The sequence below is a fragment of the Streptomyces sp. NBC_01214 genome (assembly GCF_026340975.1).
Taxonomy (GTDB): domain Bacteria; phylum Actinomycetota; class Actinomycetes; order Streptomycetales; family Streptomycetaceae; genus Streptomyces.
Map to the genome: position 1 here is coordinate 1,290,418 of NZ_JAPEOS010000002.1, position 18,381 is coordinate 1,308,798.

Consider the following 18,381-nt stretch of genomic DNA (forward strand, 5'->3'; position numbering starts at 1 on the left):
GGGATCGGGGGTGCTCAGGCGTTCGCGGGCTCCTCGGCGGCGCCGGCGACCGCCGGGACCGGGATCGGGGCGGGGGAGCGGCGGGCGGTGAGGGCGGTGTACACGAGTCCGCCCGTCAGGCCGGACAGGACGAAGGAGCAGTCCACACCGCCGGTGAGGGCGAGCAGCGGGCCCTCGTAGAAGGGGGTGGTCACGGCGAGCAGGCCGATGCCGGCGCCGATCGCCCAGGAGGCGGTGGCGGCGACGTTCCAGCCGCAGCGGTACCAGTAGATCCCGCCCACCGAGCGGCGGTTGAAGACCTGGAGCGCGTCGGCGTCGTAGCGCCCGCGGCAGCGCACGTACCCGATGAGGGTGATCACGGCCCACGGGGTGCCGATCGCGGTCAGCACCAGCACGAACGAGGTCATCGCGGACTGCACGTCCCACTCGAAGGAGCCGATGAAGACGAAGGCCGTGGCGACCGCCGCGGCGACGAGGGTGGCCGTGGTCCGGGTGGCCTTGGGCACGATGGCGTCGAGGTCGAGGCCCATCGAGTAGAGCATCAGCCCGGCGTTGCCGACCGAGCCGGCCGCGGCGGCGGCGAGCAGCGGGACCAGGTACCAGAAGGGCGAGGCCGCCACCAGCGGGCCGGCGTACTCGGCTCCGGCCCGGGCGGCGAGCGCCGTGTAGGTGCCGAACAGCTGCGGGACCAGGAGGCCGAAGAGCAGTCCGAACCCGGTCGCCCAGAGCACCTTGCGGGAGCCGTGCCGACGCGGGGAGATGTAGCGGGTGTAGTCGCCGAGCAGGGTGATGAAGGCGACCGGGCCGCTGAGCCCGGCGGCGACGGCGGCGAGGATCCAGGTCGGCCAGAAGGAGCCGAGCAGGTACGCGGTCTCCGGCGGCGCGGCGGTGGTGAAGTCCCCCGTGTAGGCGAAGACGCCGATGGCCAGCAGCACCACCATGCCGATCGCCAGGATCTTGCTCATGCGCAGCAGCAGCCGGTAGCCGAAGACGGCCGCGACGACGGTGCACGCGGCGAGTACGCCGTACATCAGGCCGCGCGTGGCGCCGGTGTCGGGCAGCCCGGTGAGCCGCGCAAGGACGCCCACCATCACGTCGCCGCCGATCCACAGGGTGAGGGCGGTGTAGCCGAGCGAGAGCAGCAGACCCACCACCGAGCCCACGAGCCGGCCGCGGACGCCGAACTGCGCGCCGCTGGAGGTGGAGAGGTTGGTCCCGGTGCGCAGGGAGACGAGCGCCAGCGGCGCGGTGAAGGCGATGCCGACGAGCGTGCCGGTCACGATGGCGGTGACCGAGGGCCACAGTCCCAGTCCGAAGGACGGGGGCAGCCAGCCGAAGACGATCACACCGAGGCAGAGGTTGGAGCCGAGAAGGATCGAGACCAGGTCACGGGGACCGCTCGTCCGCTCGTCCTCGGGGATGGTGTCGACTCCGCGCTGTTCGATGGGCATGGGGGACTCCCTTGGCAGGGCGGGGGGTGGTTGCGCTTTGTTTGAGCGACACTCAATGTGGCTTAAGGCTTGCCCCCAGGTCAATGATTCCCTCCAATGAAATGAAGAGTTAGAGTGATGCTCTAACCCATCGACTCAAGAGGTGGTGGATCGGCGTGCGGCTGACCCCTACGGAGCGCGACCGGCTGCTGCTCCGCAGTGCTGCGGAGCTGGCCCGGGCCAGGCGGGCCCGTGGCCTGAAACTGAACGTTCCGGAGGCCACCGCGCTGATCGCGGACACGGTCTGCGAGGCGGCGCGCGACGGCAAGCGGCTCGGGGAGGCCATCGAGGAGGCCCGCAGCGTGCTGGGCCCGGGCGACGTCCTGCCGGGCGTCGCCGACGTGGTCGCCGAGGTGCACGTGGAGGCCGTCTTCGACGACGGATCCCGCCTCGCAGTGGTCCCGTCCCCCATCCGGGGCGCGGTCCCGCTCGGCGACGACGCCCCGGGCGCGGTCGTCCCCGGCCCCGGGGTCCCCCAGCCGGAGCCGGTCCTGCACCTGCACGTCCGCAACACCGCCGCCGTGCCGGTGAGCGTGACCTCGCACTTCCACTTCTTCGAGGCGAACCCGCGGCTCGACTTCGACCGGGCCGCGGCCTACGGGATGCGGCTGTGCGTGCCGGCGGGCTCGTCCGTACGGTTCGACCCCCACGGCGAGGGCGAGGTCGGCCTCGTCCCCATCGGCGGAGACCGGATCGCGATCGGCTTCGCGGGCCTGGTCGACGGGCCGCTGGACGCACCCGGAGCCAAGGACGAGGCCCTGCGCCGCGCGGCGGCCTGCGGCTACCTCGGTGTCACCGCCGCACACGAGGACGGAGACCGGGCGTGAGCAAGAAGACCCCGCACAGCGACCACTGCGCGCCGGGCAGCCGGCACGTCGATCCGCACGAGTACGCGTCCGTCTTCGGCCCCCGCGCCGGGGACCGGGTACGGCTCGGCGACTGCGGGCTGACCGTCCGGGTGGAGCACGACGCCCAGAAGCCGGGTGACGAGTTCCTGGCCGGTTTCGGCAAGACGGCCCGTGACGGGCTGCACCTGAAGGCCGCCGCCGTCCGCGAGACCTGCGACGTGGTCATCAGCAACGTGCTGGTCATCGACGCCGTCCTCGGGATCCGCAAGGTGTCGATCGGCATCCGCGAGGGCCGGATCCACGCGATCGGCCGGGCCGGCAACCCCGACACCCTCGACGGCGTCGACGTGGTCGTCGGCACCGGCACCTCGATCGTGTCCGGCGAAGGCCTGATCGCCACCGCCGGAGCCGTCGACACCCACGTCCACCTGCTCTCCCCGCGGATCATGGAAGCCTCCCTCGCCGCGGGCGTCACCACGATCATCGGCCAGGAGTTCGGCCCCGTCTGGGGCGTCGGCGTCAACTCCCCGTGGGCGCTGAAGCACGCCTTCAACGCCTTCGACGCCTGGCCGGTCAACATCGGCTTCCTCGCCCGCGGCTCCTCCTCGGACGCCGCCCCGCTGGTCGAGGCGCTCGCCGAGGGCGGCGCGTCCGGCTTCAAGGTGCACGAGGACATGGGCGCGCACACCCGGGCCCTGGACACGGCACTGCGGGTGGCCGAGGAGCACGACGTGCAGGTCGCCCTGCACAGCGACGGCCTGAACGAGTGCCTTTCCGTCGAGGACACCCTGCGGGTCCTGGACGGCCGGACCATCCACGCCTTCCACATCGAGGGCTGCGGCGGCGGACACGTCCCCAACGTCCTGAAGATGGCGGGCGTGCCGAACGTCATCGGCTCCTCGACCAATCCCACGCTGCCCTTCGGCCGGGACGCGGTCGCCGAGCACTACGGCATGATCGTCTCCGTCCACGACCTCAAGCCCGACCTGCCCGGCGACGCCGCCATGGCCCGCGACCGGATCCGGGCCGGCACCATGGGCGCCGAGGACGTCCTCCACGACCTCGGGGCCATCGGCATCACCTCCTCCGACGCCCAGGGCATGGGCCGCGCGGGCGAGACCATCCGCCGCACCTTCGCGATGGCCGCCAAGATGAAGGGCGAGCTCGGCCCGATGGACGGCGACGGCGAGGGCGACGACAACGCCCGCGTCCTGCGCTACATCGCCAAGCTCACCATCAACCCGGCCATCGCCCACGGACTCGCCCACGAGATCGGCTCCATCGAAGTCGGCAAGCTCGCCGACGTCGTCCTGTGGCGGCCGCAGTTCTTCGGTGCCAAGCCCCAACTCGTGCTGAAGTCCGGCTTCCCCGCCTACGGCGTCACCGGCGACCCGAACGCCGCCACCGACACCTGCGAACCGCTCGTACTCGGACCGCAGTTCGGCTCGTACGGGGCCACGGCCGCCGACATCTCCGTCGCCTTCGTCTCCACCGCGGCCGCGGCCCTCGGCAGCGACGCGATGCCGACCCGCCGGCGCCGCGTCGCCGTCCGCGGTACCCGGGGGATCGGCCCCGGGGACCTCCTGCTCAACTCCCGGGTGGGCGCGGTCGATGTGGACGCGCGCAGCGGACTGGTCTCCCTCGACGGGGAACCGCTGCGCTCCGAAGCCGCCGAATCGGTCTCCCTCAACCGCCTGTACTTCCTGTAAGTCAGCACAGCCCGTAAGGACCTGCCTGCCATGACCGCCCATCAGCACGCCAAGCCGGTCGACGCCGGATTCCGGATGCCCGCCGAGTGGACGCCCCACGAGCGCACCTGGATGGCCTGGCCCAGCCCCAACCAGACCTTCACCAACGCGCAGGAGCTCGCCGAGGCCCGCGCCGCCTGGGGCGCCGTCGCCCGCGCGGTCCGCGCGTACGAGCCGGTGACCCTCGTGGTCTCGCCCGGTGACGCCGAGAGCGCCCGCGGACACGTCGGCGACGACGTCCAGCTGGTCGAGCAGGAGCTCGACGACGCGTGGATGCGCGACATCGGCCCGACGTTCGTCACCAACGACGCCGGCGAGCTCGCCGCCGTCGACTGGACCTTCAACGGTTGGGGCGCCCAGGAGTGGGCCCGCTGGGAGCACGACTCGAAGATCGCCCGGCACGTCTCGGACGTGGCCGGCACCCGCACGTACAGCACCGAGCTCGTCAACGAGGGCGGCGCCATCCACGTCGACGGCGAGGGCACCGTCCTGCTCACCGACACCGTCCAGCTGGGCGAGGGCCGCAACCCCGGCTGGACCCGCCAGCAGGTGGAGGCCGAGATCCACGCCCACCTCGGCACCACCAAGGCGATCTGGCTGCCGTACGGCCTGGCCGGCGACTACGGCACCTACGGCACCCAGGGCCACGTCGACATCGTCGCCGCCTTCGCCCGCCCCGGCGTCGTCATGGTCCACACCCAGCCCGACCCGGCCCACCCGGACCACGAGCGTTGCAAGACCATCGCGGCCATCCTGCGCGCGTCCACCGACGCCCGCGGGCGGCAACTGGAGGTCGTGGAGGTCCCGGCGCCGACCGTGCTGGAGGAGGACGGGGAGTGGGTGGACTACTCGTACATCAACCACTACCTGTGCAACGGCGGGGTCGTGCTGTGCGCGTTCGACGACCCGCGCGACGAGGAGGCCGCAGAGATCTTCCGCGGACTGTTCCCCGAGCGGACCGTGACCCTCGTTGACGCACGTACGATTTTCGCCGGGGGTGGCGGTATCCACTGCATCACCCAGCAGCAGCCGAAGGTCTGATCCGCAGACGACCGGCAGCCGACCGACGAGGAGTGGTCCATGGTGGCGGGTGGAGTACCGGTACGCGCGGCGCGGAAGAACGCGCCCCCGCGCGAGGACGTACTCGTCGCCGCCATGGCCACGATCGCCGAGCGCGGCCTGGAAGGCCTGACCATGGCCGGACTGGGCCGCGAGGTCGGCATGAGCAGCGGCCACCTCCTCTACTACTTCCGCAGCAAGGACGAGCTGCTGCTGCAGACGCTGGAGTGGAGCGAGGCGGAACTGGGCGGCGAGCGGCGGGCCCTGCTCGCCCGCCGCGGTCCGGTGGGCGAGCGCCTGCAGGCGTACGTGGACCTGTACGTGCCCACGCGCGCCCGCGACCCGCACTGGACGCTGTGGCTGGAGGTCTGGAACCGCTCCCAGAACGCGGGCCCCCAGGAGCGCGACCGGCAGGCGGCCATCGAAGGTGCCTGGCACCGCGACCTGGTCGCGTTGCTCGCCGAGGGCATCTCGCGCGGGGAGTTCCGCCCGGTGGACGCCGAGCGCGTGGCGACCCGCGTCCGGGCCCTGCTCGACGGATTCAGCATCCAGCTGGCGGTGGGCCTGCCGACCCTGGACCGCCCGGCCATCCTGGCCCACGTGAGCGAATTCCTGACGGACACCCTGTCGCTCCCGTCGTAGCTTGGCCCATCTCAGCCTCGCCGGCGTTTGAGGCGCGGGGTTCGGGGCGGAGCCCCGCAACGGCGCCGCAGCCGCCCACGGTGCTCAGCACCCCGAACGCACGCGCGAGCCCGCTGCCCGCATGGTGAGATGCCTGTCCATCCGCGGCGAGCGGTGTGGCACACTGCCAGCGTGCCTGCTCAGCTCATGATTATCGCCAGCAGCGCGCCGGTCCCCAGTGGCCGCTGAACCGTGGAAGAACTTCGCGGAAGCGGCCACCGTGCCTCGGACCCGCGCGCAGACCTCTCGCTACCCGCGAGAGGTCTTTTCGTTTCCCGGACCATCCCTGCCGGGACCGGACCGCGCGCGATGATGGGGGCAGTGGATCCCGGGCATATCCGGAACCACTCACCGACAGGAGTCAGATCAGCATGACGACGACACCAGAGGCGGCCACTGTGCTGTCAGAAGGCCTGGACGACAGCTTCCACGTCTTCGACACCACCCTGCGCGACGGCGCCCAGCGCGAGGGCATCAACCTCACCGTCGCCGACAAGCTGACGATCGCCCGGCACCTGGACGACTTCGGAGTGGGTTTCATCGAGGGCGGTTGGCCCGGCGCCAACCCCCGGGACACCGAGTTCTTCTCCCGCGCCCGCGCGGAGATCGCCTTCAAGAACGCCCAGCTGGTCGCTTTCGGTGCGACCCGGCGCGCGGGCGGCTCGGCCGCCCAGGACCCGCAGGTGCGGGCCCTGTTGGAATCCGGCGCCCCGGTCATCACGCTCGTCGCCAAGTCCCACGACCGCCACGTCGAACTCGCCCTGCGCACCACCCTCGACGAGAACCTGGAGATGGTCCGCGACACCGTCTCCCACCTGGTCGCCCAGGGCCGCCGCGTCTTCGTCGACTGCGAGCACTTCTTCGACGGTTACCGGGCCAACCCGGAGTACGCCAAGTCCGTCGTGCGCGCCGCCCACGAGGCCGGCGCCGACGTGGTCATCCTCTGCGACACCAACGGCGGCATGCTGCCCGCCCAGGTGACCGCCACCGTCGCCACCGTCCTCGCCGACACCGGCGCCCGCCTGGGCATCCACGCCCAGGACGACACCGGCTGCGCCGTCGCCAACACCCTGGCCGCGGTGGACGCGGGCGCCACCCACGTCCAGTGCACGGCGAACGGGTACGGCGAGCGCGTCGGCAACGCCAACCTCTTCCCCGTCGTCGCCGCCCTGGAGATCAAGTACGGGCGCACGGTGCTCCCCGACGGGGCGCTCGCCGAGATGACCCGGATCTCGCACGCCATCGCCGAGGTCGTGAACCTCACCCCTTCCACGCACCAGCCCTACGTCGGCGTCTCCGCCTTCGCGCACAAGGCGGGCCTGCACGCCTCGGCCATCAAGGTCGACCCGGACCTCTACCAGCACATCGACCCCGAGCGGGTCGGCAACACCATGCGGATGCTGGTCTCCGACATGGCCGGCCGCGCCTCCATCGAGCTCAAGGGCAAGGAGCTCGGCGTCGACCTCGGCGGGGACCGCGCGCTCATCTCCCGGGTCGTGGAGCGGGTCAAGGCGCGGGAGCTCCAGGGCTACACCTACGAGGCGGCCGACGCCTCCTTCGAGCTGCTGCTGCGCGCCGAGGCCGAGGGCCGCGCCCGCAAGTACTTCCGCATCGAGTCGTGGCGGGCCATCGTCGAGGACCGCCCGGACGGCACCCACGCCAACGAGGCCACGGTCAAGCTGTGGGCCAGGGGCGAGCGGATCGTCGCCACGGCCGAGGGCAACGGCCCGGTCAACGCGCTGGACCGGGCGCTGCGGGTGGCGCTGGAGCGGTTCTACCCGCAGCTCGCCAAGTTCGAGCTCGTCGACTACAAGGTCCGCATCCTGGAGGGCACGCACGGCACGGAGTCCACGACCCGCGTGCTGATCGCCACGACGGACGGCGAACGCGATTGGTCCACGGTCGGCGTGGCCCCGAACGTGATCGCCGCTTCCTGGCAGGCCCTGGAGGACGCGTTCACCTACGGCCTGCTGCACGCGGGCGTCGAACCCCCCGAGTAGCACGCCGGGCCCGCGTCCGCCGGACTTCGGCCCGGCGCCCGGTGAGGCCCTTATGTCCAGCTCACACGGGAAAGTACCGGTTCCGGTAGCGTCAAGGATATGAGGACCAGGCTGATATCCGTGCGCTTCGGACCGCTGCTCTCCGGTCTGCTGCTGGCGCTGGCGACGACCGCCCTCGTCGCCGCGCCGACGGCTTCGGCGGCCGAGGGGGTCGCCGCTGTCGGGGAGGCCCTCGAGAAGGGCCCGGTCTACGTGGCTCCCGGGGCCGAGGCGCAGCTGTCCACCGCCCAGGCGGACGCGCTCGCGAAGAAGATCGAGGACGCCGGGAAGCCGGTGTTCGTGGCCGTGCTGCCGGCCACCGCCGAGTTCCCCGCCGACAAGGTGCTCGGCGCGGTCCGGGCCGAGACCGGGATCACCGGGCTCTACGCGGTCCGGCTCGGCGACGGCTTCGACGCCGGCGCCGACAAGGCGGTCATGCCGCGCAATGCCGTACGCAACCTCACCGAGGCCGTGAAGACCGGCGCACCGGTGAACGCGAACACGCAGCTCAACAACTTCGTGGACCAGGCCCTGACCCAGGTCAAGGGCGGCGCCCCCGCGTCCTGGGGTACGACCGGCGCCGACCAGGGCGCCCCGGTCGGCGGGCTGATCGCCCTCGGCGCGGTGGCCGTGGTGGGCGGCGGCGGTGCGTACGTGCTGGTCCGTCGCAACCGGAAGAAGAAGGAAGAGACCCGGCGCGAGGCCATCGCCCGGCTGGCCGTGGTCGTCGACGAGGACATCACGGCCTTCGGCGAGGAGCTCGAACGGCTCGACTTCCACCCCGGCGAGCCCGGCGCCGACGATGCCATGCGGGGAGACTACGAGCAGGGGCTCGACTCGTACGAGAAGGCCAAGCAGATCATGGCCTCGGTCCAGCAGCCCGACGAGGTCAAGGGCGTCACTCAGGCGCTGGAGGACGGCCGCTTCGCGCTGGCCACGCTCGACGCGCGCCGGCAGGGCAGGCCGCTTCCCGAGCGCCGCTCGCCCTGCTTCTTCGACCCGCGCCACGGACCGAGCAGCGAGGACGCCACCTGGGCTCCGGCCGGCGGGGCGGCCCGTACCGTGCCGGTCTGCACGGCGGACGCCGTACGGCTGCGCGACGGCCTGGACCCGGCGGTTCGCACGGTCGACACCGAGCGCGGGCCGCGACCGTACTACGACGCCGGCCCGGCGTACGGTCCCTGGGCCGGCGGGTACTTCGGCGGCGGCATCCTGCCCGGCCTGCTGGTGGGCACGATGCTCGGTTCGATGATGTCCAGCCCCGCCTACGCCGCGGACTTCGGCGGCGGCACGGGCAGTGGCTTCGAGGGCGGGGACGTCTCCGGGGCCGACTTCGACCCGTCCGACTTCGGCGGCGGGGACTTCGGCGGCGGAGGCTTCGACGGGGGTGGCGGCTTCGACGGCGGGGGCGGCTTCTGAGCGGTGTTCGGCCGCCCCCGGTGCCGGGCGTCGGGGGAGCCCGTCCGTCAGGCCTGCTTGATGGCCGAGATGTCGAAGGTCAGCTTCACCTTGTCGCTGACCATCACGCCGCCGGCCTCCAGGGCGGCGTTCCACGTCAGGCCCCAGTCGGAGCGCAGGATCTCGGTTGACCCCTCGAAGCCGACGCGCTCGTTGCCGTAGGGGTCGGTGGCCGAGCCGTTGAACTCCAGGTCGATGGAGAGCGGGCGCGTGACGTCCTTGATGGTCAGCTCACCGGTGATGCGGTACGCGTCCCCGCCGAGCTGGCGCGCCTCGGTGGAGCGGAAGGTCATCAGCGGGAAGGCCTCGGCGTCGAAGAAGTCGCCGCTGCGCAGGTGGCCGTCGCGGTCGGCGATGCCGGTGTCGACGGAGGCGATCTTCACGTCGATGGATGCGGTGGAGCGGGCCGGGTCGGCGCCGTCCAGGTGCAGGCTTCCCTCGTGCTCGGTGAAGGTTCCGCGGACGTTGGTGACCATGGCGTGGCGGACGGTGAAGCCGATGCTGCTGTGGGCGGGGTCGATGACGTAGTCGCCGGTGAGCGCGGCGAGCGCCGGGTCCACTTCCAGGGTGGCGACGGCGGCGCCGTCCTGGACGTTCAGGTTCTGGCTGCGGCGGGTGAAGAGACCCATGACTTGCTCCTCGGTGGTTTCTGCACGGTCTGAAGATTCTGTTTAATCTTCAACGACTCCAACGGAAACGACGCTAGACCCATTCCGTTCAAATTTCAACATCTAGCCGGTGTGTCAGGGCATTTTGTGAAGGTCCCACAACGGGCGAGCACCCCGTCTGGCGGAGTCCCTACATCCACTGGGCGTACTGTGCGGGCCGGACAGCGGAAGTCTTCCGAGACTGTGAGAAATGAACGGAGGTTTTTCATCGCGATCTTCGTAAGGTCGGTACATGACCGTTGTGGACCAGACCCCGAGCGAGCCGACGGACGCCCGCGGGCGCGTGGCCGAGCTGCACTCCCTGCGCGAGCAGGCGAGGCGCGGCCCCAGCGACCGCGCGACCGAGACCCAGCACGCCAAGGGCAAGCTGACCGCCCGTGAGCGCATCGCGCTGCTGCTCGACGAAGGTTCCTTCCGGGAGGTCGAGCAGCTCCGCCGGCACCGGGCGACCGGGTTCGGCCTGGAGAACAAGAAGCCCTACACCGACGGTGTCATCACCGGCTGGGGCACGGTCGAGGGCCGCACGGTCTTCGTCTACGCGCACGACTTCCGCATCTTCGGCGGCGCCCTGGGCGAGGCCCACGCCACGAAGATCCACAAGATCATGGACATGGCCATCGCGGCCGGTGCCCCGCTGGTCTCCCTGAACGACGGCGCCGGCGCCCGCATCCAGGAGGGCGTATCGGCGCTGGCCGGCTACGGCGGCATCTTCCAGCGCAACACCAAGGCCTCGGGCGTCATCCCGCAGATCTCGGTCATGCTGGGCCCCTGCGCCGGTGGCGCCGCGTACTCCCCGGCCCTCACGGACTTCGTGTTCATGGTCCGGGAGACCTCGCAGATGTTCATCACCGGCCCGGACGTGGTCCGCGCGGTGACCGGCGAGGAGATCACCCAGAACGGCCTCGGCGGCGCCGACGTGCACGCCGAGACCTCCGGCGTCGCGCACTTCGCGTACGACGACGAGGAGACCTGCATCTCCGAGGTCCGGTACCTCATCTCGATGCTGCCCTCCAACAACCGCGAGAACCCGCCCGTCCACGAGACGAGCGACCCGGCCGACCGCCGCAGCGAGGTCCTGCTGGACCTGGTGCCCGCCGACGGCAACCGCCCGTACGACATGCTCAAGGTCATCGAGGAGCTCGTCGACGAAGGCGACGTCCTGGAGGTCCACGAGCGCTGGGCCCGCAACATCATCTGCGCCCTGGCCCGGATGAACGGCCAGGTCGTCGGCATCGTCGCCAACCAGCCCGGCCACCTCGCCGGTGTCCTGGACATCGAGGCCTCCGAGAAGGCCGCGCGCTTCGTCCAGATGTGCGACGCCTTCAACATCCCGATCATCACCCTGCTGGACGTCCCCGGCTTCCTGCCGGGCGTCGACCAGGAGCACGGCGGCATCATCCGCCACGGCGCCAAGCTGCTGTACGCGTACTGCAACGCCACCGTCCCGCGGATCTCGCTGATCCTGCGCAAGGCCTACGGCGGCGCGTACATCGTCATGGACTCCCAGTCCATCGGCGCCGACATCACCTACGCCTGGCCGACCAACGAGATCGCCGTCATGGGCGCCGAGGGCGCGGCCAACGTCATCTTCCGCAAGCAGATCGCGGACGCCGAGGACCCCGAGGCCATGCGCGTGCGCATGGTCAAGGAGTACAAGGCCGAACTGATGCACCCGTACTACGCGGCCGAGCGCGGCCTCGTCGACGACGTCATCGACCCCGCCGAGACCCGCGAGGTGCTCGTCAGCGCCCTCGCGATGCTCCGCAACAAGCACGCCGATCTGCCGTCCCGCAAGCACGGCAACCCGCCGCAGTAACCGCGAAGGAGACCTGCCACCACATGAGCACCGCCACCGACACCCTGCTGCGCGTCGAAAAGGGCAACGCCCGGCCCGAGGAGCTGGCCGCGATCACCGCGATCCTGCTCGCCCGCGCGGCCTCCACGCCCGAGGAGACCCCGGCGCGCGTGCCCGGCCAGGCCGGCTGGCGCCGCCTGGAGCGCACGCCCGGCTTCCGCGCCCCGCACAGCTGGCAGGGCTGAGTTCCCGAGCCCAGAAGGCCCCGCACCCGTCCAGGGTGTGGGGCCTTCCTCGTACCACCGTCGAGGACGCCGCACGCGCGGGGCCCCTGGGTCGACGGGGAGACCGGAAAGCCGTCGCGTGCCCCCGCCCCCATGGCGAAGGCCCCCGCGTCGTGTGACACAGGGGCCTATCGGGTGTGGCAGGGCTGCTACCGCAGGCGCGCCATCAGCGCGTGCTCGACGAGCGTGATGAGCGCGCTCTTGGCGTCCGCGCGGTGGCGGGCGTCGGTGGTGATGATCGGGGCGTCCGGGCCGATCTGCAGGGCCTCGCGGACTTCCTCCGGGGTGTAGGCCTGGTTCCCGTCGAAGCCGTTGAGGGCCACGACGAACGGCAGGCCGCTGTTCTCGAAGTAGTCGACCGCCGGGAAGCAGTCGGCGAGGCGGCGCGTGTCCACGAGCACGACGGCGCCGATGGCGCCGCGGACGAGGTCGTCCCACATGAACCAGAAGCGGTCCTGGCCCGGGGTACCGAAGAGGTACAGGATCAGGTCCTGGTCGAGCGTGATGCGGCCGAAGTCCATGGCGACCGTGGTGGTCGTCTTGTCACCGGTGTGGGTGAGGTCGTCGATCCCGGCCGAGGCACTGGTCATCACGGCTTCGGTGCGCAGCGGGTTGATCTCGGAGACCGCGCCGACGAACGTGGTCTTGCCCACGCCGAAGCCGCCCGCCACCACGATCTTCGCGGAGGTGGTGGAGCGAGCAGGAGCCGCTCCGCCGTTAGAGCTTGCGAAGTCCACTGAGCACCCTTTCGAGCAGTGTCACGTCTGGCTGGCCACCGGCAGACTCGTCGCCGCCGGGCTGGTGAATGGCGACAAGGCCCGCCTCCGCCAGGTCGGCGACGAGGATGCGGGCGACACCAAGAGGAATGGAGAGAAGTGCCGAGATCTCCGCGACGGATTTGATCTCCTGGCACAGGCGGCAGATGCGCTGGTGCTCGGGCAACTGCCCTTGCAGACGCGCGGGATCCGCCGTGGTACTGACCAGCGCCTCGATGGCGAGCTGGTAGCGCGGCCGAGTACGGCCGCCGGTCATCGCGTACGGACGCACCAGCGGGTTGTGGGCCTTCGGCGCCGGCTGCCGCGCGGCGCGCGGAGGCTGTTGCTGAGGCATCTGGTACTGGGGCTGCTGGGGCTGTCCGTACGGCTGCTGCTGGTAGGGGTTCTGCTCCGGCACGGGCCGGCTCGGCGCCGAGGGAAAGTTGAAGCGGTTCTGGTCGTGCCCACCCTGCGGCTGCTGCGCGCCGCCATAAGGATGTCCTCCGGGTGTTGTCACGTTTCCTCCTCCGACTCCAAGAACGCAGTACTCCCTGTGGAACCGCGCCACCGCACCCTATGGTGCGATGGCGCGAAACGCACTGCCTGTCTGCTAGTTGAGAAGACTTCCTTGCAGCTCGGCACGCAGATCCGGAGTGAGGACACTGCCCGCGCGATCCACCAGAAGAGCCATCTCGTAGCCCACGAGGCCGATGTCGCACTCCGGGTGCGCGAGCACCGCGAGGGACGATCCGTCCGAGACGGACATGAGGAAGAGGAACCCCCGGTCCATCTCGACCACGGTCTGGTTGACGGCGCCACCCTCGAAGATGCGAGAGGCACCGGCGGTCAGCGAGGTCAGTCCGGAGGCCACGGCCGCCAGCTGATCGGCGCGGTCGCGCGGGAACCCGTCGGACATCGCCAGAAGAAGGCCGTCGGCGGAGACCACCACCGTGTGGGACACCCCGGGGGTGTTGTCCACGAAGTTGGTGATCAACCAGTTCAGGTTCTGTGCCGCCTGGCTCATCGGGCTCACACTAACGCTCCTGGTCATAGCTGTTACTTGACTGCTCAGAACCCGCGCTGCGTCCCTGCTGGACACCGCGCCGCAGGTTGCTCAACCTGCCGCGGACGTCCTCCGGAGCGCGGGAGACCTGGGGGCCGCCCTGCGGGGTCGTCTCCGCTGCACCCTCGACCAGGTTGGCCTTGGGTACGCGCCGAGGGAGACCGGACGGGGTGATCCCGCCCGCCTTCGGCTCACGGAGCTTTCCGGCCTGCTGCCAGCGTTCGTCGTTGCGCGAACGCCAGGCAGCGGTGCCTTCAGTTCCCTCCGGCGCCTGCTCCGTTTCGGCGGGCTGCTGCTGACGCGGCGACCGCTGTTCGAAGAGGGATCCGGTGGACTCCGCTTGCTGCTTCCCGGACGGCCACTGCTGCTGGCTGCCGCGTCGCGGCAGGCCCGCTCCGGTCATCGCGTGACCGGTGTCGGCAGCGGCACCCGGACGGTCGAAGCCTACGCGCTCCGGAGCCGGTTCGGGGACGGCCTGGGATTCCGATTCAGTCCCGTAATCCTGCTGGTAGGCAGCCGGATACGTGTTCTGTTCGGGCCATTCGGCCTGTCCCTGCTGGGCTTCGAAGCCATTGTCGTAGCCCTGGGTGGCCGGCTGCTGGTCCGGGTAACCGTCTTCCGTATAGCCGTAGTCCTGCTGCGGGTACGCCTCGTAGCCCTGCTGTGCCTGCTGTGCCTCGTAGGAGGTGTCGTAGGCCTGCTCGGACTGCTGCTCGTAGCCCTGGTACTCCTGGTACCCGTGCTCCGGCTGAGGTTCCGGATAGTCCTGGGCGGGGTACTGCTGCTGTTCCTGCGGGTAACCCACCTGGGCCGCCAGAGCGGCCCTCCGCTCCTGCTGCCCCAGGGACCGGCCGACAGGGTCGGCGGCGGTGCCGTCGGAGCCCTGCTGGTCGTACCGCGAGTCGTCGAAGCCGAGCTCGGCGGCGGTGCGCAGCGGGGGAGCCAGCTGGGCCTGCTGCTCCGGGATGATCTGCGAGACCGTGAAGTCGTCGTCCGGAATGCCCTCGCCACCGCCACCGTGGGTGATGGCGTCGGGGAGCATGACCAGCGAGGTGGTACCGGCAGCCTCGCCCGAGGGGCGCAGCTGGACACGGATGCTGTGGCGGTCCGCCAGCCGGCCGACCACGAACAGACCCATGCGCTGCGAGATCGCGGCGTCCACGGTCGGCGGGTTGGCCAGCTTGTGGTTGATGTCCGCGAAGTCCTCGGCGGTGAGGCCGATGCCCTTGTCGTGGATCTCGACCATCACGCGGCCGTCGGGCAGACGCGTGGCGTTGACGCGGACCTTGGTCTGCGGGGAGGAGAACGTGGTGGCGTTCTCCAGGAGCTCGGCGAGCAGGTGCACGAGGTCGGTCACGGCCTGGCCGTGGATCTCGGCCTCCGAGACGCCGGAGAGCTCGATGCGCTCGTACTGCTCCACCTCGGAGGAGGCGGCGCGCAGCACGTCGACGAGCGGGACCGGTTGGTCCCAGCGGCGGCCCGGCTCCTCGCCCGCGAGGATGAGGAGGTTCTCGCCGTTGCGGCGCATGCGGGTGGCCAGGTGGTCCAGGCGGAAGAGGTTCTCCAGCTGGTCCGGGTCGGCCTCGTTGTTCTCCAGGTCGGTGATGAGGGTCAGCTGGCCCTCGATCAGCGACTGGTTGCGCATGGAGAGGTTGGTGAAGATCGCGTTGACGTTCCCTCGCAGGAGGGCCTGCTCGGCCGCGAGCCGTACCGCTTCCCGGTGGACCTGGTCGAAGGCGCGGGCGACCTCGCCGATCTCGTCCTGGGAGTCGATGGGGATCGGGAGGACACGGGTGTCCACCTTGCCGGGATCGGTGCGCGAGAGCTGGTCGACGAGCATCGGCAGGCGCTGCTCGGCGATGTCGAAGGCGGCGGTGCGCAGGCGGGCCATCGCGCGGCCCATCTGGCGGGCCATCATGCCGGCGAGGATGAAGGCGGCGAGCAGGGCCACGACCACGATGGCGCCGTTGACGATCGCGTCGGTGCGGGCCTCGTCGGAGACCGCGACGGCGTCCTTGACGGCCTTGTCGAGGAGTTCCTTCTCGACCTCGTCGTAACCGTCGAACTTCGCGGTGGCGGCGGCCTGCCAGAACGCGGGGGTCGCCCCGGTCTCGGCGAGCTTCTTCTTGCTCTCGCTGTTGGCGATCGCATCGGTCATGCCGACGAGCGCGGAGTCGCCGATCGTGGGAGGGGGCGTGAAGCGGACACCGGCCTGCTCGGCCTGGTGCTTCGCGTCGGCGATCTTGGCCTTGCCCTCTTCGGACTTCTTGGCCATGACCGCCTTGAGGCGGTTCACGTCGTCCTCGGTACCCGCCGCGACGTACTCGCCGATGGCGATCTCTTCGAGGTAGGCGTAGGAGGAGAAGGCGACGAGCTGAGCCTTGCGGGTGTTCTCGTCGGCGCTCGGGCGCACCAGCAGGTGCGTACCGACGGCGCGCTGCAGCGAGTTCGCCGCCTTGGCCAGCTGGATCGCGTAGACCATGCGGCCGTACGAGGTCACGTTGCCGGTGCCGAGACCGAGCTCGTTCGCGAACTGCATGAGGTAGTGCTGGACCAGCACGTAGCCCTCTTCGGTCGGGATGGGCCCGGCCGTCTTGGGCAGTTCCTTCTTGGGGCTCTCGATGGCCGCCTGGTACGCCTTGTCGCGCACGGCGTCCAGCTTGGGCTCCTCCGCGCGGAAGAGGTCCAGGCGTCGCTCCAGGCCGAGGTTCTTCGGCATGTCCTGGACGGCCTTGTCGAACTTCTCCTTGGCCGCGGTGGTGTCCTCGTAGGCCTTGAGGACCTTCGGGTCCTTCGTCTGGCCGTTCAGGAGGGGCTCGGCGGTCAGGTCACGCTCGTTGAGCAGTGCCTGGCTGTAGCCCGAGGCCGCCTGGACGACCGTGGCTATCTTCTCGGCGTCCTTGGCCTCGTTCCAGGTGTCGATGGAGCCCTTCACCTGGAAGCCGCCCATGACCAGGCCCACGAGGGCCGGCACGAGCAGGATGGCGTTCAGACGGGTCGGCACACGCCAGTTGCGGGGCGAGAACCTGCTGCTGCTCCCGCTGCTCACGGGCGGGTCCACGGGCACGTCGACGGGCGACGCGGCCGCTCGCGGCGGCGGGGTGAAGTTGCCGCGCGCGGGTTCATCCGCGGGGCTTGCGATGCTTCGCCTCACTCGACCAACAACCTCTCGGCGGTGCTACTAGCTAGTTCGTTGAATTCCAGCACGGTTAACGGCCGTGTTCCAAACAGTTGAAACCGGCCGCACCCAGAAGCTTATGCCCTACATAAACCGGACATAAAGAGCGTCCTGCGGCAAAAGCGGGGGCAGTTGTGCGCGCAGTGGTACCAGACGACCGCACCCCGTTGCCAAGTGGCCGTAATTCTCTGTCGAAACGTTATGAACGACAGGGGCGGGCCGTGTCGTAAGACACAGCCCGCCCCTCCCGCGCGACAACTGAAACCGTGTTACTTGAGCCGTGCCATCAGCGCGTGCTCGACGAGCGTGATGAGCGCGCTCTTGGCGTCCGCGCGGTGGCGGGCGTCGGTGGTGATGATCGGAGCACCGGGGCCGATCTGCAGGGCCTCGCGGACTTCCTCCGGCGTGTAGGGCTGGTGCCCCTCGAAGCCGTTGAGGGCCACGACGAACGGCAGGCCGCTGTTCTCGAAGTAGTCGACCGCCGGGAAGCAGTCGGCGAGGCGGCGCGTGTCCACGAGCACGATCGCGCCGATGGCGCCGCGGACGAGGTCGTCCCACATGAACCAGAAGCGGTCCTGGCCCGGGGTACCGAAGAGGTACAGGATCAGGTCCTGGTCGAGCGTGATGCGGCCGAAGTCCATGGCGACCGTGGTGGTCGTCTTGTCACCGGTGTGGGTGAGGTCGTCGATCCCGGCCGAGGCACTGGTCATCACGGCTTCGGTGCGCAGCGGGTTGATCTCCGACACGGCTCCGACGAACGTGGTCTTGCCCACGCCGAACCCGCCCGCCACCACGATCTTCGCGGAGGTGGTGGAGCGAGCAGGAGCCGCTCCGCTAGATGTTCCGAAGGCCACTGAGCACCCTTTCGAGCAGCGTTACATCCGGCGTGCCGCCGGCCTCTCCATTGCCCGGCTGGTGGATGGCCACCATTCCGGCCTCCGCCAGGTCGGCGACGAGGATCCGGGCGACACCGAGCGGCATCGACAGCAGTGCGGAGACCTCGGCGACCGACTTGACCTCGCGGCACAGGGTGCAGATGCGCTGGTGCTCGGGGAGCAGGCCGGACAGGTGCATCGGATCGGCGGTGGTGCTGACCAGCGCCTCGATGGCGAGCTGGTAGCGGGGCCGGGTCCGGCCGCCGGTCATCGCGTACGGACGCACCAGCGGCTGATCGCCTTCCGAGTACGAGTCTCCGTACGAATCGGAGTAGGCGGGGGGCGGGGTCATTGATCCTCCGGGCTGGACAGCAGTGGTCAGCGTGCCGTCTTACGGGGCGGCCGGTGGGGGGACGGGATGACGGCCTGGCGGGAGTACT

Annotated in this window: 16 protein-coding genes; 8 read left to right on the forward strand and 8 right to left on the reverse strand. The window is 70.4% G+C overall.

Annotated features, from left to right (window positions below; genetic code table 11):
- Nucleotides 1–14: 14 nt before the first annotated feature.
- Nucleotides 15–1,451 (reverse strand): cytosine permease, encoded by a 1,437-nt coding sequence (locus tag OG594_RS30835; protein ID WP_266605298.1) that lies wholly within the window; start codon nt 1,449–1,451, stop codon nt 15–17.
- Nucleotides 1,452–1,606: 155 nt separating this feature from the next.
- Between OG594_RS30835 and ureA the strand changes: the two genes are divergently transcribed.
- The 6 genes from ureA (at nt 1,607) to OG594_RS30865 (ending at nt 9,284) form a co-directional block, all read left to right on the forward strand.
- Nucleotides 1,607–2,317 (forward strand): urease subunit gamma, encoded by a 711-nt coding sequence (ureA, locus tag OG594_RS30840; RefSeq protein ID WP_266605300.1) that lies wholly within the window; start codon nt 1,607–1,609, stop codon nt 2,315–2,317.
- Nucleotides 2,314–4,047, forward strand: a complete 1,734-nt coding sequence (locus tag OG594_RS30845; protein ID WP_266605302.1) for an urease subunit alpha — start codon at nt 2,314–2,316, stop codon at nt 4,045–4,047. Before ureA ends, OG594_RS30845 begins: the two co-directional genes overlap by 4 nt.
- A 30-nt stretch (nt 4,048–4,077) precedes the next feature.
- On the forward strand, nt 4,078–5,127 hold the full coding sequence (locus tag OG594_RS30850; protein WP_266605304.1) for an agmatine/peptidylarginine deiminase: 1,050 nt from the start codon (nt 4,078–4,080) through the stop codon (nt 5,125–5,127).
- 39 nt (nt 5,128–5,166) lie between these two features.
- Nucleotides 5,167–5,787: a TetR/AcrR family transcriptional regulator gene (locus OG594_RS30855; protein WP_266605306.1), complete on the forward strand. Its 621-nt coding sequence runs from the start codon at nt 5,167–5,169 to the stop codon at nt 5,785–5,787.
- A 410-nt stretch (nt 5,788–6,197) separates the two neighbouring features.
- A complete protein-coding gene (cimA, locus tag OG594_RS30860; protein ID WP_266605308.1) occupies nt 6,198–7,826 on the forward strand; it encodes a citramalate synthase in 1,629 nt (542 codons plus the stop codon).
- Nucleotides 7,827–7,925: 99 nt separating this feature from the next.
- Nucleotides 7,926–9,284, forward strand: a complete 1,359-nt coding sequence (locus OG594_RS30865) for a hypothetical protein (protein ID WP_266605310.1) — start codon at nt 7,926–7,928, stop codon at nt 9,282–9,284.
- Nucleotides 9,285–9,331: 47 nt separating this feature from the next.
- Here OG594_RS30865 and OG594_RS30870 read toward each other — a convergent pair whose 3' ends face one another.
- Complete coding sequence (locus OG594_RS30870; protein ID WP_266605312.1) at nt 9,332–9,952, reverse strand: YceI family protein; 621 nt, start codon at nt 9,950–9,952, stop codon at nt 9,332–9,334.
- Nucleotides 9,953–10,223: 271 nt separating this feature from the next.
- Here OG594_RS30870 and OG594_RS30875 point away from each other — a divergent pair, with 271 nt between their 5' ends.
- Together OG594_RS30875 and OG594_RS30880 are read left to right on the forward strand one after the other, a co-directional pair.
- Nucleotides 10,224–11,807 carry an acyl-CoA carboxylase subunit beta gene (locus OG594_RS30875; RefSeq protein WP_266605314.1) on the forward strand — a complete coding sequence of 528 codons (1,584 nt, stop codon included), beginning with the start codon at nt 10,224–10,226 and terminating at the stop codon, nt 11,805–11,807.
- A gap of 23 nt (nt 11,808–11,830) precedes the next feature.
- Nucleotides 11,831–12,031 carry an acyl-CoA carboxylase subunit epsilon gene (locus OG594_RS30880; protein ID WP_266605316.1) on the forward strand — a complete coding sequence of 67 codons (201 nt, stop codon included), beginning with the start codon at nt 11,831–11,833 and terminating at the stop codon, nt 12,029–12,031.
- Nucleotides 12,032–12,219: 188 nt separating this feature from the next.
- Here OG594_RS30880 and OG594_RS30885 read toward each other — a convergent pair whose 3' ends face one another.
- The 6 genes from OG594_RS30885 to OG594_RS30910 all read right to left on the reverse strand — a co-directional run bounded on the left by OG594_RS30885 (nt 12,220) and on the right by OG594_RS30910 (nt 18,293).
- A complete protein-coding gene (locus tag OG594_RS30885; RefSeq protein ID WP_215149809.1) occupies nt 12,220–12,807 on the reverse strand; it encodes an ATP/GTP-binding protein in 588 nt (195 codons plus the stop codon).
- Nucleotides 12,788–13,342, reverse strand: a complete 555-nt coding sequence (locus OG594_RS30890; protein ID WP_030016788.1) for a DUF742 domain-containing protein — start codon at nt 13,340–13,342, stop codon at nt 12,788–12,790. The genes OG594_RS30885 and OG594_RS30890 overlap by 20 nt, the downstream gene beginning before the upstream one ends.
- Nucleotides 13,343–13,435: 93 nt before the next feature.
- Nucleotides 13,436–13,849: a roadblock/LC7 domain-containing protein gene (locus OG594_RS30895; RefSeq protein WP_030037347.1), complete on the reverse strand. Its 414-nt coding sequence runs from the start codon at nt 13,847–13,849 to the stop codon at nt 13,436–13,438.
- 10 nt (nt 13,850–13,859) lie between these two features.
- Nucleotides 13,860–17,042 (reverse strand): nitrate- and nitrite sensing domain-containing protein, encoded by a 3,183-nt coding sequence (locus OG594_RS30900; protein WP_266605320.1) that lies wholly within the window; start codon nt 17,040–17,042, stop codon nt 13,860–13,862.
- 293 nt (nt 17,043–17,335) lie between these two features.
- Nucleotides 17,336–17,920, reverse strand: a complete 585-nt coding sequence (locus OG594_RS30905; protein WP_266605322.1) for an ATP/GTP-binding protein — start codon at nt 17,918–17,920, stop codon at nt 17,336–17,338.
- Nucleotides 17,901–18,293: a DUF742 domain-containing protein gene (locus OG594_RS30910; RefSeq protein ID WP_030014827.1), complete on the reverse strand. Its 393-nt coding sequence runs from the start codon at nt 18,291–18,293 to the stop codon at nt 17,901–17,903. The genes OG594_RS30905 and OG594_RS30910 overlap by 20 nt, the downstream gene beginning before the upstream one ends.
- Between the last annotated feature and the right edge of the window lie 88 nt (nt 18,294–18,381).